Annotated in this window: 14 protein-coding genes; 6 read left to right on the top strand and 8 right to left on the bottom strand. The window is 66.5% G+C overall.

Going from position 1 to position 14,819, the window contains the following annotated elements; all coding sequences use genetic code 11:
* Positions 1–31 precede the first annotated feature (31 nt).
* Positions 32–604 (bottom strand): DUF6496 domain-containing protein, encoded by a 573-nt coding sequence (locus tag VEA80_RS01175; RefSeq protein WP_325058850.1) that lies wholly within the window; start codon positions 602–604, stop codon positions 32–34.
* Positions 605–711: 107 nt separating this feature from the next.
* Between VEA80_RS01175 and VEA80_RS01180 the strand changes: the two genes are divergently transcribed.
* The 5 genes from VEA80_RS01180 to VEA80_RS01200 all read left to right on the top strand — a co-directional run bounded on the left by VEA80_RS01180 (position 712) and on the right by VEA80_RS01200 (position 5,334).
* Positions 712–1,740, top strand: coding sequence for a glycosyltransferase (locus VEA80_RS01180; protein WP_325058851.1), 1,029 nt, complete (start codon positions 712–714; stop codon positions 1,738–1,740).
* Positions 1,733–2,512, top strand: coding sequence for a class I SAM-dependent methyltransferase (locus VEA80_RS01185; RefSeq protein WP_325058852.1), 780 nt, complete (start codon positions 1,733–1,735; stop codon positions 2,510–2,512). Before VEA80_RS01180 ends, VEA80_RS01185 begins: the two co-directional genes overlap by 8 nt.
* Before the next feature lie 114 nt (positions 2,513–2,626).
* Complete coding sequence (locus tag VEA80_RS01190) at positions 2,627–3,763, top strand: sensor histidine kinase (RefSeq protein ID WP_325058853.1); 1,137 nt, start codon at positions 2,627–2,629, stop codon at positions 3,761–3,763.
* A complete protein-coding gene (locus VEA80_RS01195; RefSeq protein ID WP_325058854.1) occupies positions 3,729–4,523 on the top strand; it encodes a LytTR family DNA-binding domain-containing protein in 795 nt (264 codons plus the stop codon). The genes VEA80_RS01190 and VEA80_RS01195 overlap by 35 nt, the downstream gene beginning before the upstream one ends.
* A 139-nt stretch (positions 4,524–4,662) precedes the next feature.
* Positions 4,663–5,334: an SDR family NAD(P)-dependent oxidoreductase gene (locus tag VEA80_RS01200; protein WP_325058855.1), complete on the top strand. Its 672-nt coding sequence runs from the start codon at positions 4,663–4,665 to the stop codon at positions 5,332–5,334.
* Here the strand turns inward: VEA80_RS01200 and VEA80_RS01205 are convergent.
* From VEA80_RS01205 to VEA80_RS01235, 7 genes are all read right to left on the bottom strand, one after another.
* Positions 5,331–6,107: a crotonase/enoyl-CoA hydratase family protein gene (locus VEA80_RS01205; protein WP_325058856.1), complete on the bottom strand. Its 777-nt coding sequence runs from the start codon at positions 6,105–6,107 to the stop codon at positions 5,331–5,333. The genes VEA80_RS01200 and VEA80_RS01205 overlap by 4 nt on opposite strands.
* A 44-nt stretch (positions 6,108–6,151) precedes the next feature.
* Positions 6,152–8,308: a malate synthase G gene (locus tag VEA80_RS01210; RefSeq protein WP_325058857.1), complete on the bottom strand. Its 2,157-nt coding sequence runs from the start codon at positions 8,306–8,308 to the stop codon at positions 6,152–6,154.
* 103 nt (positions 8,309–8,411) lie between these two features.
* Positions 8,412–9,590 (bottom strand): glycosyltransferase family 4 protein, encoded by a 1,179-nt coding sequence (locus VEA80_RS01215; RefSeq protein ID WP_325058858.1) that lies wholly within the window; start codon positions 9,588–9,590, stop codon positions 8,412–8,414.
* Entirely contained in the window at positions 9,587–10,327 is a 741-nt protein-coding gene (locus tag VEA80_RS01220) for a hypothetical protein (protein ID WP_325058859.1), read from the bottom strand. Before VEA80_RS01220 ends, VEA80_RS01215 begins: the two co-directional genes overlap by 4 nt.
* Complete coding sequence (locus VEA80_RS01225) at positions 10,324–11,439, bottom strand: GNAT family N-acetyltransferase (RefSeq protein WP_325058860.1); 1,116 nt, start codon at positions 11,437–11,439, stop codon at positions 10,324–10,326. Before VEA80_RS01225 ends, VEA80_RS01220 begins: the two co-directional genes overlap by 4 nt.
* Entirely contained in the window at positions 11,436–12,641 is a 1,206-nt protein-coding gene (locus tag VEA80_RS01230; protein WP_325058861.1) for an acyltransferase, read from the bottom strand. Before VEA80_RS01230 ends, VEA80_RS01225 begins: the two co-directional genes overlap by 4 nt.
* Complete coding sequence (locus tag VEA80_RS01235) at positions 12,635–13,528, bottom strand: hypothetical protein (RefSeq protein ID WP_325058862.1); 894 nt, start codon at positions 13,526–13,528, stop codon at positions 12,635–12,637. Before VEA80_RS01235 ends, VEA80_RS01230 begins: the two co-directional genes overlap by 7 nt.
* 133 nt (positions 13,529–13,661) lie before the next feature.
* On the opposite strand from VEA80_RS01235, the gene VEA80_RS01240 reads away from it, so the two are divergent.
* Positions 13,662–14,819, top strand: a complete 1,158-nt coding sequence (locus VEA80_RS01240; RefSeq protein ID WP_325058863.1) for a hypothetical protein — start codon at positions 13,662–13,664, stop codon at positions 14,817–14,819.

Consider the following 14,819-nt stretch of genomic DNA (forward strand, 5'->3'; position numbering starts at 1 on the left):
ACGGGAAGCTCGACTGGCTCACGCCAGCCGCCTACGCCGCCCGTTGGGCAAGGAACGAAGAGCTTGAAGGACGCCCATTGGGGGCGTTTGATGAGGATCGGACTCCAGTGGCGGCTGGATGAGAAACGGGGGTCACGTCAGCCGCGTTCGAACGCTTGGCCGGTCCCTTGGTGCGCGCCGCCTTCTTCGCCGCGGCGGAGCGTTCGGACGGGCTGCGCCGCGCCGCGGCGCGCTTGGCTTGCTTCGACAACGCCGATTTCGACACCGTGCTCTTCGGCTCGCGCTTCAGCGCCTTCGTAACGGCGCGCGAGACACGCGGGCGGCGCGTGGTCTTGCGTCGGCCTTGGCCTGCTTCGTAGGCATAACGTGCGCTCTTGCGCGTGCTCGCCTTGGCCTTGCCCTTGGCCGGCGGCGGCAAATCGACCCCGGCGCGACGCGCCTTGGAGAGTCCGATCGCGATCGCCTGCTTGGCCGATCGGGCGCCGTGTTTGCCGTGGCGGATGTTTTCGATCTCCTCGCGCACGAATTCGCCCGCCTGGGTGGTGGGCGCCTTGTGCTCACGCTTGGCTTTCTTGACCTTCTCGACGGTGCTCTTCTTGGGCATGGCGGACCTCGCCGTTCAGAAGGCGAAAATCCGGGCGCGGAGTTCGGTTCCGGCCGCGCGCAAGCGCGGTCGAGATTGGAGCGGACGCATGCTAAGGAGCCGCCCGCATGTTCGTGCTTCAGTCTGCGGTGGTGAAGGGACGCGGCGGCATCGCGACGGCGGTGGCGCACTACGAGCGCATGTTTCGCGCCGTCGGCGTGCGCTCGGCGGTCCTGTTCAGCGGGCCCTCGATCGATGCGCTGCGCGAGCAGGGCGTCGACGTGATCGCCGCGTCGAAACTGCTGACGTCGCCGATCGCCGCTGCGCTGCCGCTGTTGCCTTCGCTTCGTCGAGAGGTGCTGGCGCGTGCGGCCGGGGCGCCCATCGTCGCTATCGTGCATAGCGATCTGACGCTCCCGGCGTTGCAGCGGCTGTTCCCCGAGGCGCGTTTCGTCACGCCGTGTCACTCGGACAAGTTCAAGCACAAGAAGGCCGCAGATCTCGTGGTCACGCTGAACGCGGCGCAGCACGAGGCCGCGCGCGCGGCGCTGACGCGCCCTCGCATCGCGCAGCTCGGCAATCCTTATGTCGCCGCGCCGCCGCCGCCGCTGCGTGAGGATGGAGCGCCGCGACTCAACTTCGTCGCCCGCTTCATCCCGACCAAGGACCCGCAGGCGTTGCTGCGCGCCGCGGCGCTCATGAGTCCGCCGCCGCCGCTTCGCTTTTTCGGCGACGGAGAGCTCGCCGGCGACTTGCGCGCCGCCGCGCAGTCGGCGGGGCTCGCCGTCGAGTTCGCCGGTTGGCGCTCCGCGCCGTTCGCGGACTTTCACCGCAACGATATTCTCGTTCTGCCGTCGCACTGGGAGGGGCTGCCGTATCTGCTGCAGGAGGCGCTGGATCACGGCGTCCCCACCATCGCCAGCGACATTCCCGGCAGCCGCACTGCGCTTGGCGACGGCGCCTACGGCGCGCTGTTCCCGCTGGGCGATGACGCGCTCCTTGCCCGCACTGCCGCCGAGGCGCTGGCGAACCTTGACGCTCTCCGGGACAGAGCGGAGAAGGGCCGCGCCGCGCTCCGGGAGCGGTACGGGGCCGAGGCGTTCTGGCGCGCCTTGTCCGCGGAATTGCAGCAGGTGGGCGAGCGTTCGCATGTTTGATTGGCGCAAAGTCTCATCGGATCCGACCAATCGGCAGGCGACGCTGGGCCTGGATGCGTTCCTCCGTTCGATCACGCGGATCGAAGAAACCTCGCGCCTCGACATGGTGCTCGATTTCTGCCGCGGCCAAGAGGTGCTCGATATCGGCGCCGGCGAGCACGACGTCTCGTTCTTCTCCGAGGAGGGTTGGGAGCACGGCCGCATCGCCAAAGTGGCGAAGCGCGTCGTCGCGGCCGAACTGATGCCGGAGCTGTGCGAGCACTACAACGCCAAGGGCTTCGACTTCCGCCAAGTCGACGCCACCAGCGACGTTGATCTCGGCGACCGCTTCGACCGCGTCTTCATCGGCGATGTGATCGAGCACGTGAACGATCCGGTCGCGCTCCTGAATTTCGCCAAGCGTCATCTGCGGCCCAGCGGACGCATCCTGGTGACGACGCCCAATCCGTTCGCGCCGCGCTTCCGCCAGCACCGCCGCCAGCGTGGGACACGCTACGTGATGGCGAACCTCGAGCACACGCGCTGGGTCTCCATCTCGAACATGCACGAGATCGTCTGGCGCGCCGACCTGGAGATGGTCGCGCTGCACTGGCCGCTGATGAAAAAGCCGAAGCAGGGCCTCGCCCGCGACTGGGCCATCTTCAGCAAGAAGCTGCTGCTTTCTTTCGCCGCTCTCGAAGACGTGTTCGTCGAGTACGCTTTTGAGCTTGCGATGCCGGCCGAGACGCGTTCGGCTGCCCGCCTCGACGCGGAAGCGGCGCAAGCGAAGTGAATTCATCGCCCGCCTGGTGAAGCCGCGACGAGTTGACGGGAAACTGCGACGAACGGGCGGCTCTGCTGCAGTGGGAGATACCCCTTGCGCCGCCGAGTTCGCTAGGCTGGCGCGATGGTGTTGCGGCAGGTCGAAACAGGGACTGCAGTCGGCGGGGCCAAAGGCCTGCTCGATCACCCCGGCTGGACGCGCTGGGGCGCGCACGTCGCCTTTTGGCTCATGTACTTCGCCTTCCGGACGGCCGCCGCCGCCGCCGATCCGCCTCACGACCCCAGCGACTTTCCCTACCTTCTGAACCGGGTGATGGTCGTCGCCAGCTACGCCGTGCTCACCGGCGCGCTGCTGGCGGTCGTCGCCGGCCCGCGCGCCAGCCGTTCGAACTGGGCGCGGAACCTGGCGCTGGTGCTCGGCGCCTTGGCGTTGGCGCCGCTGACGCAATACAGCGAGCAGGTCTGGCCGCTATGGCTCGCGAAATTCACGCCCGACCCGTACCCGTTCATCATCTATCTCTTCCAGTTCGGCTGGGCGCTGCCGCTCTGGGGGCTCACACAGGCGCTGCTCGGCTATCACTTCGAAACGATGGCGCAGGCGCGCGCCGTCTCGCGGGCGCAGGCGCTCGCCTACGACGCGCAGCTCAAAATGCTGCACTACCAGATCAACCCGCATTTCCTCTTCAACACGCTGAACGCGATTTCGACTCTGGTGCTGGAAAAGCGCAACGCGCAGGCCGAGAGCATGATCCTGAAGCTCGCCGGCTTCCTGCGCTACTCGCTCGACCGTCAACCGACCGAGATGGCGGCGTTGACCGCGGAGATGGAAGCGCAGCGCAAGTATCTCGAGATCGAGCAGACGCGCTTCGACGACAAGCTCAAAGTCAAGTTCTCGATCGAGCCGGGGCTGGAGAATGCGCGTCTGCCCAGTCTCATCTTGCAGCCCATCCTCGAGAACGCGATCAAGTATGCGATCACGCCGCGCGTCGAGGGCGGCAGCATCGACGTGAGCGCGACGCGTGATGGCGATCTTCTGCGCATCACGATCGAGGACGATGGCCCAGGCTTGCCGCCGGATGGCGATCCGCGCCGCCGGCGCGGCGTCGGCCTCGCCAACGCGCGCGAGCGGCTCGAATTGATTTATGGCGGACGCGCCGGCCTGACGGCGCGCAATCGCGAACCGCAAGGGTGTCGCGTTGAAATCTGGTTGCCTGTGGAGGAAGAACGTGTTGGCCGAACCCCTGCGCCTGCTCTTAGCTGACGACGAGCCGTTGGCTTTGCGCCGCATGAAGCTGGCGCTCGAAGACATCCCCGATGTCGAGATCGTCGGCGCCGCCAGCGATGGCGCGCAGGCGATCAACGCCATGCGCGATTTGAGGCCGGATGTCGTGCTGCTCGACATCAAGATGCCGTTGGCGGATGGCTTCGAAGTCGCGAACGCGGTCGAGGACAGCGGCGGGCCGGCGGTGATCTTCGTCTCTGCGTTCGACTCCTATGCCGTGCGCGCGTTCGAGACCTCGGCGGTCGATTACCTGGTGAAGCCGGTCGAGTTCGAGCGGCTGGCCTCGGCAATCGACCGTGCGCGTGAACGCCGGGCGGCGCAAAGCGCCGGCAAGCGCGCCGAAGAGCTGGCGGCGGTGCTCGATGCGCTGAAGAAGGAGGCCGACGAGCGCGAAGGGCCCCGCTACGAGAAGGAGTTCTGGATTCGCGACCGCGGCCGCTTCCTGCGCGTGCCGGTCGACGACGTCGAGCGGATCGAGGCGGAACGCGACTATGTGCGCCTCTATTGGGAAGGCCGCACGCTGCTGCATCGCGAAACCATGTCGCACCTCGAAGAAAAGCTCGATCCCAACGTCATGCTGCGCGTGCACCGCTCGGCGTTCGTGAACTGGAAACGCCTCAAAGCAGTGCGCCGAGACGCCAACGGCCGGTTGATGGCGGTGCTGCAGAGCGGCGATGAAGTGCCCGTGAGCCGGGCCTACGCGCAGCGCGTCATGGCGGAGATGAAAGCGCGGAGCTGAAAAGGGCGGGCGGCCGAAGCCGCCACGCCAAGGAAGGCATGAGGCGAGGGAATTCTCGCCCCGCTTTGAAGATGCTTTCACCAGCGCTTTCGGATGCGCCGGCGGAGCGCTAGAAGCGTCGCGAGGAGAGGCTCGCGGCATGCAAGGCAAAGTCATCGTCATAACGGGCGCGTTTGGCGCTCTGGGCAAGATTGTCGCGGCGCACGCGCGCGAGCGCGGCTGGACGACAGCGGCGATCGACTACGCGGCTGCGCCCACCGGGGCCGATCCGCTGACGATCGGCGGCGCGGATTTGACCGAGGCCGACTCCGCCTCGGACGCCATGCGGCGGATCGCCGAACAGGCAGGCCGCATCGACGCCTTGCTGAACATCGCCGGCGGCTTTGCTTGGAGCCAAGCAGCCGATGCAGACGTGGCTATGTGGGACCGCATGCATGCGCTCAACCTGAAGACGGCCGTCAATGCGTCACGCGCGGCGCTTCCGCGCCTCCTCGAAAGCAAAGGCGCGATCGTGAATGTCGGCGCCGCAGGCGCGCTGAAAGCGGGCGCCGGCTTCGGCCCGTACGCGGCGTCGAAGGCCGGCGTGCACAAGCTGACCGAGAGCATGGCGCAAGAGCTGAAAGGCAAAGTGCGTGTGAACGCGGTGCTGCCCTCGACGCTCGACACGCCGCAGAACCGCAAAGACATGCCGAAGACCGATCCCAAGATTTGGGTTCAGCCCGAGGAGCTGGCGCGGGTGATGCTCTTCCTGGCTTCCGACGAGGCCAGCGCCGTCACCGGCGCGCTGATCCCGGTGATGGGCCGCGTCTAATCGAACCGGCCGTGCCGGCCTTCGCCGGCGCTGAAGCGTTGTGCGCCGGAGGCGGTTTCGCCGGAGCGCAAGGTGATGATGCCGTGGGCGATTTCGTTGTCGGTGGCGGCGCTCTCGTCGAGATCCCATTGTTCGAGCGCGGAGAGGCGGTCATGGCGTAGACAGGTCTGCGGAAACGCCGCGAGCTCCTCCGCCAGCGCTACGGCGCATTCAAGCGCCTTTCCGTGTGGCGCGATGCGATTGGCGATGCCAATGGCGTGCGCTTCGCCGGCCTCGACGGCGCGGCCCGTCAGCAGCAGGTCCATCGCACGTGAGTGCCCGATCAGGCGCGGCAGCCTGATCGTGCCGAGATCGACCAGCGGCACGCCGAAACGTCTGCAATAGATTCCGAAGACCGCGGTTTCGGCCATCACGCGAAGATCGCACCAGAGCGCAAGTTCGGCGCCGCCGGCGACAGCGTGGCCTTCAATCGCGGCGATCACCGGTTTGCCGAGGCGCAGGCGCGTCGGTCCCATCGGGCCGAATGAATCCATCCCGCCGGGCTGGACGCGTTTGCCGCTCTCGCCCTCCGCCAATGCTTTGAGATCTGCGCCGGCGCAGAAGGTCCCTTCGGCGCCGGTGAGGATGGCGACGGACACTGTGTCGTCGGCGTCGAACGCTCTGAACGCCTCGTAGAGCGCCCGCGCCGTGGCGAGATCGACGGCGTTGCGCCGCTCCGGCCGGTCGATGGTGACGATGACAACGGGGCCGTCGCGCTCGGTGCGGATGCTCATGGGCGTTTCCTCCGCGCCCATTCTCGGCCGCGCCGCGGCGACGATCAATGCGCGGCTTGCTTGGCTTTACGGCGCCAGGCGTTGAGGATGAACTCGGTGTAGCCGTTCGGCTGCGCTTCGCCTTCGAACAGCAGTGTCCGCGCAGCTTGGAACGCGGCGCCGTCGAAGCCGGGCGCCATCGGCTTGTAGAACGGATCGCCGGCGTTCTGGCGGTCCACGACGCCCGCCATCCGCCGCAAGGAAGCTTCCACTTCGTCGCGCGTGACGATGCTGTGGCGCAGCCAGTTGGCGACGTGCTGCGATGAGATGCGCAAAGTGGCCCGGTCCTCCATCAGGGCGACATTGTGGATGTCCGCCACCTTCGAGCAGCCGATGCCTTGGTCGATCCAGCGAACCACGTAACCCAGGACGCTTTGCACGTTGTTGTCCAACTCCTCCAGGCGCTCCGTCGCGCTGGGCGGCCCGCTTGCGAATGGCGCGGTGAGCAACGCGGTCAAGCCGCCTTGGAAGGGATGCTTGCGCATCTCGGTTTGAAGCGCGAACACGTCCGTCTCGTGATAATGCATCGCGTGGAGCGTCGCTGCAGTCGGCGAAGGGACCCAGGCGGTGTTGGCGCCGCTCTTCGGATGCGCGCCCTTCTGCGCCAGCATGTCGGCCATCCGGTCGGGCGCAGCCCACATCCCCTTGCCGATCTGCGCGCGTCCGGAGAGGCCGCAGGCGAGGCCGATACCGACATTGCGCGCTTCGTACGCCTTGATCCAGGCAGCGTCCTTCATCGCCGCCTTGCGGATCACGGCGCCGCCGCGCATCGCGGTGTGGATCTCGTCGCCAGTGCGGTCGAGGAAGCCGGTGTTGATGAAGACGAGGCGCTTGCGCGCCGCGTGGATGCAGGCGGCCAGATTGACGCTGGTGCGCCGTTCCTCGTCCATGACGCCGATCTTGATCGTGTCGGGCGCGAGCCCCAGCATGGCCTCCACCCCCGCGAACACGTCGACCGCGAATGCGACTTCCTCAGGTCCGTGCAGCTTCGGCTTCACCACATAGATCGAACCCGCACGCGAGTTGCAGACGCCGCCGAGGCCTTTCAGATCATGGATCGCGCAGAGCGCGGTGACTACCGCGTCAAGCAAACCCTCCGGTATTTCTTCGCCGTCCGCGTCGAGGATCGCGTCCGTGTGCATATGCAGACCGACGTTCCGCACCAGCAGCATGGCGCGGCCGGGCAGCGCCAGCGTGTCGCCGTCGGGGCGGGTGTAGATGCGATCGCCGTTCAGGCGGCGGGCAATGGTCGATCCGCCCTTGTCGAAGTGCGCCGCGAGATCGCCGCGCATCAGCCCGAGCCAAGTGCGATAGGCGGCGACTTTGTCGGCCGCGTCCACGGCGGCGACGGAGTCTTCCAAATCCACGATGGTGCTGATCGCTGATTCCAGCACGATATCGGCGACGCCGGCCGGATCACGCGCGCCGATCGGGCGCCGGCGGTCGATCGCGATCTCGATGTGCAGCCCATTGTTGCGCAGCAGGATCGCTTCGGGGTTCTCAATCGGCCCGCGATAACCGACGAACCGACCCGGATGGGCCAAGCGCGTCGTGCGTCCGCCCAGGCTGACGGCGAGCCCTTCGCCATCGACGGCGTAGCCGCGGGCGTGCAGGTGGCTGCCCTCCGCGAGCGGCGCGGCCTTGTCCAGAAACGCGCGCGCGGCGGCGATGACCTTTTCGCCCCGAACCGGGTTGTAGCCGCCGCCACGTTCGGCGCCTTCCCGCTCGTCAATCGCGTCCGTGCCGTAAAACGCATCGTAGAGGCTGCCCCAGCGCGCGTTGGCGGCGTTCAGCGCATAGCGCGCGTTGCTCGCCGGCACGACCAACTGCGGGCCCGCGATGCGTGCAAGTTCGGCGTCGACGTTCGCCGTCTCGATCTCGAACGGCGCTGGCGTTCCGACGAGATACCCAATCTCGCGCAGAAAGCTCTCGTGGGCCTCCGTGTCGAAACCGTTGCCACCGGACGCCGCGTGCCAGGCGTCGATCTCCGCCTGTAGCTGGTCGCGTTTCGCTAGCAAGGCGCGATTACGGGGGCCGAACTCCGCTACGATCGTGGCGAGGCCGTTCCAGAAGCGTTCGGGGCTGACCGCCGTGCCGGGCAGCGCCTCCGTTTCGACGAAAGCGGCCAAGTCGTCGTCGATTGTCAGTCCGTTTCGCTTCATGGCTTACCCCGCTCGGCAGGGCAGTTAAACCGTCCTCGGCCGAAAGCCGCTTAGAGAAAATCCGCCGTCGCCTATAGGCGCGATGCATAGCCGGCAATCGGTTTCACTGAAGCGGCGGCGGCGCCTCGCCCGAGGGCTGCGGGTCAGTCCGGGAGCGCCGCGGCATGTGGCGCTGATCTCGCAACCAGGGCTCGACCGCACGCAGAATCGCCTCGGCCCGACGACGCCACGTGTGATAGCTCCGGAAACGCTGGTAACCCTGCTCGGCGATGGCGTTGCGCAACGCCGCGTCGGCGTGCAGCCGCGCCAGCGCGGTCGCCCACGCCGAGAGATCGTCCGGATCGCACAGCAACGCTGTTTGCCCATCCTGCAGCACTTCGCGGATGACCGGCAGGTCAGACGCCACCACCGCGCGTCGCGCCGCCATGTATTCGAACAGTTTCAGCGGCGACATCCAGCGCGCCGTGTCGGTGCGCCCATCGGCAGCCATCACCGATCGTTGGTAAGGCGCCATCAGGACATCGAAGCGCGCGAGGAGCGCAGGCACGTCCGCATGTGCGACGGCCGCTTCGTAGCGAAGGTTCGGCGGCGGGTTCGGTGTTTGCCGCTGCTCGGCGCCGGCGCCGACCACAGTGAAGGCGTGGCCGCATTCCCGCGCGAGCGCCTCGATCAACTCCACACCCTTGCCGGGGTACAAACTGCCGACATAGCCCACGCTGAGCGGCGCACCAGGCGGCTTGGGCGGCGCCGGGTCAGCGTCTCTGTCGTCCGCCCCATCGTGCGCAACCAAGATGCGTCCCTGCAAGTTAGGAAACATCGCCTCCATGTGCCGCGCCAACGCGTCCGAGATAACGATAAGTCCGACGAGCATCCGGTGGCGGACGACGCGGCGAAAAGCTTGTTGGCCGAGACCGCTGAAGGCTGAGATGTCGGTATGGACTTCGAGCAGGGTCGGCGCGCCTGCGGCGCATGCGGCCAGCGCGGCGTGCGGCGCGCGTGTCCAGACGAGATCGGCGCCGAGCCGCTGCGCGTGAAGGGCGCCCGCGATCGCGGCGGCGGTCGGGCGGGTTGCGAACGCCGGCAGCGCATGGACGTCGAAGTCGTGCTCCAGACCGTAGTGCGCCCGCAGCGCCGGAGCGAGCGGGGCCGCGCCCGCGCCATTGGCCGCGATCAGCGACACCTCTACGCCAAGCCCACTCAGCGCATTGCACATTTTGGCGACGTTGACCGTGTTCGCCTCGCGCCCTGGCATGGCGATGTTATGGATGTAGACAACCCTCATTTCTCGGAGCGCAGCAGCCCGGTCCGGCGCGCCAGTCCGCGTGCGGCGTCCATCCACGGCACCACCAAGGCTTCGCGCCCGGCGAAGTGTTTGCCCGGGTGCAGGAGCCGCTCGGCGTCGGGCAGACAGTCGAACTCGAACATGCCGCGCCATTTTTCCGGCTGGCGCACGCCGACCGCGAACACGTAGACGGACGCGAGCTTGTCGCTGTTCCAGGTAATGCGCGCAGGCGTGAGGCCTGCGTCAATCATAAGGCGTGACATCGCCAGCGGCGAGAAGCGCCAGTAATCTCCGTATTGGCTGTGAAAGGGCTGCAGCCATGGCGCGACGACGATCAGCACGTCGCGCGTCATCGCCGCCATGTTCTCAAACGCCGTGCGGAAATCGTAGATGTGTTCGAGCGTCGTGTGATTGAACACGACATCGAATCGCGCGCGCAGCGCCTCCGGAAGCGGCTGCTCCAGGTCAAGGAAAATCTCGCCGTCGGCGCCCTGGAAGCCGCGCATGTCGGCGCGGAAGTTTGTCAGCGTATAGGAGCGCGCGCGGGGAAAGTAATCGCGATAGCTCTTTCCAGCCTTGTCCTGGTCGCGCCAGGCGCTGACATTGACGACGTCGCCTTCGAACAATCCGCCCACGCGCGCGAGCTCGGCGTTCGACCACAGCCGCGGCACCCTGTGCACGCGATCGACGAACAAGGGGCGCGGCGGGGTCGCATATTCTTCTGACGCCTCGCTCATGCGCTCACTCCATCGCGACTGACTGGAAGGGGTTTGGGATGCGGCGCCAGCATGTGTCTCTTCAGGCGGGCGGCGCTGTCATAGGCCCAGCCGAATGCGGTCAACGGCAGCACGCTATGCGAAAGCGGCGCCGCGTCCGCGCCCATCAGTGTCTTCCACGCCGCATCGCCGACGCCGAAGTCGAAGGTCTCCAGGCCATGCGCGTAGCACCACGCGATCAAGTCTTCGACCAGCAGGCGCGCGGGCGAATACTGCGCCAGCGGCGAATCTGCGTAAGCCAGCATCAGGCAATAGAAGCGCCTGCCGTAGACCAGCCCCCAATGGGTCGCCAATAATTCGCCGTTCACTTCGAGCGCCGAAAGATGCACGTGCCCTGGATGCAGACGCTCGGTCATCATCTCGAAATAGCGCCGATAACCAGGTCGGTCGAAACCGTCGGCGCCGTTCTTTTCGATGTAGCGGCGCGTCTTCTGCTGCACGAAGGCCGCATACAGCCGGCCGACCTGGCTCCTGGTCTCGGCGATCAACAGACGAACTGGGCCCGCCTCGGCGAGCCGGCGGCGCTTGCGGCGGCTGTCTTTCGGCCGGTGCAAGCGCGATTTCTCGTAGCTCCGCCAATCGCCCGTGAGCTGTAGCGCATAGGCCGAGGGCGGCGCTGCTTTGCCCGATCCTGCGCATAGAGGATTGGACCGATCGCCCAAGATGAACGGCATCTTCTCCAACACCACAGTGTCGACCGGGGCGACGGCGGCGATGATGTCCTGCCAAAGCGTCTGCGCCGGCGGAACGCCGTGCGGTGCGGCAAGAACGATAGGAGCGTTGTAATCGCTGACGCCGCCGTCGAGGAACGTCAGCACGCGCGCGCCGCGGCGGACCTCGATACCAAGCGGCGCGAGGATGTGCAGACCGGCGTCATCCGTGATCGAGACGAAACAGGGCCGGACTTTTCGCGCGGCGCCGATGGTCTGCAGCCAGATGTCAAGAAATTCGCGCGTCTGGAAGACGTGCGCGCCCGGAAGCGGCGCGGCGATACTCGGCCAGATATCGCCGAATTCGTTCAGCCGAGAGCACACGCGCACGCAGCGTGCGCGAGCGGGCGCCGCCTTGCTCATGGCGCCTCCGCGAGCCGGTCCTGCATCGCCCGCCGCCGCGGCGCTCTGGCCGCCAGGGATGCGCCTAGTTGAATCATCGGCCGCTCGACGAAGCGGTGCAGCACCTCGGACAGGATCAGCGTCGACCCGAGAGCCGACGCCCCGATCAGCGCGAACGCTTCCCACTGGGAGAACGCGCCCAGCGGCAGCAGCAAATAGGCCGCCGCCTGGATCACCGGCCAATGGACGAGATAGACCGCATAAGACCGAGCGCCGAGCGCCGTGGCGGGCTTCGAGCAGAATGCCAGGCTCCAAGTCCGGACAACCGTCTGCTCGATGCGGCCCTGCGTGCGGTCGGCGATGATCAGCAGCGAGAGAAACGCAAACCAAAGCGCAATGGCGAATATGGGCTGAATCAGCGCTGCGCTGGCCAGGCATCCGACAGCGACCGCGACCGCGTAGACGCGCGCGCGCTTGAGGTCCTCGAACACTAGGCGCGAGGCGATGCCGACAAGGAAGAGGTAGCCGATCGCCGGGAAGAAACTCGGCAGATTGAAGTGGCCGAACACCTCGAGTCGCGAAAGCACCGCCAGGACCGCGATCGTCCCGACTGCGACGATGCTGCTGAACCGTCGCCGCAGCATCCAGATCAGCGCCGGCGCAATCAAGTAGAATTGCCACTCGAGCGAAAGGCTCCAGGCCGGGCCAAGAAAGCTCGTCTGCGAGAAGGGGAGCGTGGAATCGGGAATGGCGCCCTGGAACAGCAGAAGATGCGGAATCCAGTGCGCCATTTGCGCGGCGTTGACGCTTTCGAGGGTGCCGATCGCCGTGTCGTCGTACCTGAATCGCGCGTCGGCGGCCCAACTCATGTGCTCCAGCGTGGGAATCGTGAGCAGCATCGTGATCGCGCCGATCGGCAGCAGCAGCAGATAGACCGGAAAAATACGGAAGGCGCGCCGGACGATGTAGCGTCGCCAGCTCTCCTGCCTCTGGATGACCACGCTCGTGATGACGAAGCCGCTGATGATGATGAAGACGTTCACCGCCTCGGTGGCGAGAAACTGCGTGACCCAAAGACCGTTCACGGTTCTGTCGAGTCCGCAGATCTGGATCACATGCGCCAGCACCACGGCCCAGGCCAGCCAAGCGCGCAGGCCCTCGATCGCCCAGATACGTTTCCCAGACGCCGCCGCCGGCGTCTCGTAGACCGCCGCGCTCACCATGACGCCGCCCTCCTTGTCGCCGCGGGCCTATCGTGGGCAGGCGGCGGGAAACCGTAATGGCTCGTCAGCGCAGCGATTTGGCGATCGTTGCCGCCGCCGCGCGCCGTGTTCTCGTGCTGCAACGCGACACGCTGCGAACCGGGCCAGCACGTGAAGTGGCGTCGGCGTCCGATCTTTTTGAATCGCCAGCCGGCGCGACGGGCCATCCAATAGAGCCACGCGTCATCGCTCGTCGGGCAGAGTTTCGTGAACTGCGCGGCGTCACGGGCCTCGGCGTCGAGGCTGAGTGGCGGAAAAAGAACGCCGCCTACGCCGGTGGGAAAGACGAGCTCCGACATCTCGGGCTCGCGGAGCAAGCGCCAATCGGCGTACGGGCGCGGCTTTCCTTGATTGGTGAGCCGGAGGCGATGGGCGCGGTGACACGGAATGATCCGGTCCTCGGGCCGATAGGCGCGGACCAGTTCTTCGAGCCAAGTGCGAGGATAGAACACATCGTCATCGGCGGTGGCGATGAAGGCGTCGCGATGTCGGGCGAGCGCAGGGATGATCTTCTTGAACGACCGGATGTCGGGCGCCCGCTCGATCCGGAGACCAGGCAGGCGGCGGATCGACTCGGGCAGCTGCTCCGCTTCGGCTTCGGTGAGCCAGAGGATCACCGCGTCCGGCTGGATCGTCTGCTTCAGCAGGCATTTCAGCGTCAGCGTCAGAGTCGCAAAGCGCGGCGGGAACGAGGTCAGCGAAACGTAGAGCCGCGCCGGCAGGCCATGGGGCCGCGGCTTTGGCGGCGCAAGCCAGCGCGCCTGGGTCTGCGCCGCTCGCGTCAGTCCGCCGACGTCGCGCGCGAACGCGCGCAGCGGCCGCAGCCGCCGTCGAAGTGCGCGATACAAGGTCCCCCTTGAGGGCATGAAGCACGGACCCCCGGAAAACCCTTTGAACGCATTGGCGCTTTGTGCGTTCCCACTTGCCGGACGGAGCGACGGCCCTAGCTCCGCCGGTGGTGTCGTAAAGGGGAGCGGAGGCGTGGCCGATAGCGCAGCAAGCCGTGAGCGGCCGAAGGCGCTCGTCATTTCGTCCGTGCATGACCCGCGGATGAAACGGCGCGGCAGCATCCAGGCCATCGCCGACGAACTCTGCCGCAAGGGCTACGACACCTCGTTTCTCTCGATCCGCTTCAGCCCGTTCTCCTTGTTGAAGCGCGACTTGCGGTCCTCGCTCTGGCCGAAGGCGAACCGGCTCGAGCGAACCGGCGAGCTCCAATGTTATTTGTGGCGGACACCTTTCCATCCGTTCACAAGTGCCTCCCGCCTTACCCGCGAGGCCATGATCCCGCTCCACGATCTCTACGGGCGTTGGCCGGACCGCCAGGTGGACCGGATGATCGCCCAGGCGCACATCATCATCGTCGAGTCCGGACTGGGGGTGGCGCTGGCGCCGCGCATCCGTGATCTCAACCCGACGGCGCGATTGATTTATCGCGGCGCCGACACGCTGGACACGATCGGCGCGCATCCGCACCTGCAAGCGTTGCTGCAACGCTACAGCGGCGCGTTCGATTATTTCTGTCTGCTCGGCCGAAAAATGGCCCCGCAATTTGCCTGGGCCCGCGAGCGCACCTATTACGTCGGCCAAGCGCTCGACCCGCACGAGTTCGAAGCGGACAATAAAAGCCCTTACGACGGTCTGGAACCGGTGGCGGTTTCCGTCGGCTCGATGCTGTTCGACGCGGAGTTCTTCGCCATTGCAGCGCCGATGTTTCCGCACGTGCATTTCGTCGTCATCGGCTGCGGGCAGGCGCTGACGCCTCTGCCGAATTTGACCGTTCTCCCGGAGATGAAGTTCCGCGACACGATACGGTTCATCACCAATGCCACGATAGGGCTTGCTCCGTATCGCGACGTGGCGAACGCATCTTACCTGGCTGAGTCGAGCCTGAAGCTCACTCAGTACGCGCACCTGCGGAAGCCCGCGGTGTGCCCGCACTTCGCCGTCGGCGGCTTTTCGCATCGCTTCGGCTACGCGCCGGGCGATTCCGAGGAGATCGGCGCGGCCGTTTCCGCCGCACTGGCGGACGAGTTCACTGTCCCTGCCGACACGCTGAGCTGGAGCGACGCGGTCGACCGCATGCTCGAACCAACCCGTTTTCCGGACACCGCGATAGCGGCCGAGATGTTTGGCTGA

It is taken from the genome of Vitreimonas sp. (assembly GCF_035627415.1).
Classification (GTDB): Bacteria; Pseudomonadota; Alphaproteobacteria; order Caulobacterales; family Aquidulcibacteraceae; genus Vitreimonas.

Excerpts from the sequence above, each read along its gene's own strand:
- VEA80_RS01175 (WP_325058850.1), bottom strand. The coding sequence starts at position 604 with ATGCCCAAGAAGAGCACCGTCGAGAAGGTCAAGAAAGCCAAGCGTGAG.
- VEA80_RS01225 (WP_325058860.1), bottom strand. The coding sequence starts at position 11,439 with ATGAGCAAGGCGGCGCCCGCTCGCGCACGCTGCGTGCGCGTGTGCTCT.
- VEA80_RS01230 (WP_325058861.1), bottom strand. The coding sequence starts at position 12,641 with ATGGTGAGCGCGGCGGTCTACGAGACGCCGGCGGCGGCGTCTGGGAAA.
- VEA80_RS01210 (WP_325058857.1), bottom strand. The coding sequence starts at position 8,308 with ATGAAGCGAAACGGACTGACAATCGACGACGACTTGGCCGCTTTCGTC.
- VEA80_RS01215 (WP_325058858.1), bottom strand. The coding sequence starts at position 9,590 with ATGAGGGTTGTCTACATCCATAACATCGCCATGCCAGGGCGCGAGGCG.
- VEA80_RS01200 (WP_325058855.1), top strand. The coding sequence starts at position 4,663 with ATGCAAGGCAAAGTCATCGTCATAACGGGCGCGTTTGGCGCTCTGGGC.
- VEA80_RS01185 (WP_325058852.1), top strand. The coding sequence starts at position 1,733 with ATGTTTGATTGGCGCAAAGTCTCATCGGATCCGACCAATCGGCAGGCG.
- VEA80_RS01205 (WP_325058856.1), bottom strand. The coding sequence starts at position 6,107 with ATGAGCATCCGCACCGAGCGCGACGGCCCCGTTGTCATCGTCACCATC.
- VEA80_RS01190 (WP_325058853.1), top strand. The coding sequence starts at position 2,627 with ATGGTGTTGCGGCAGGTCGAAACAGGGACTGCAGTCGGCGGGGCCAAA.
- VEA80_RS01180 (WP_325058851.1), top strand. The coding sequence starts at position 712 with ATGTTCGTGCTTCAGTCTGCGGTGGTGAAGGGACGCGGCGGCATCGCG.
- VEA80_RS01220 (WP_325058859.1), bottom strand. The coding sequence starts at position 10,327 with ATGAGCGAGGCGTCAGAAGAATATGCGACCCCGCCGCGCCCCTTGTTC.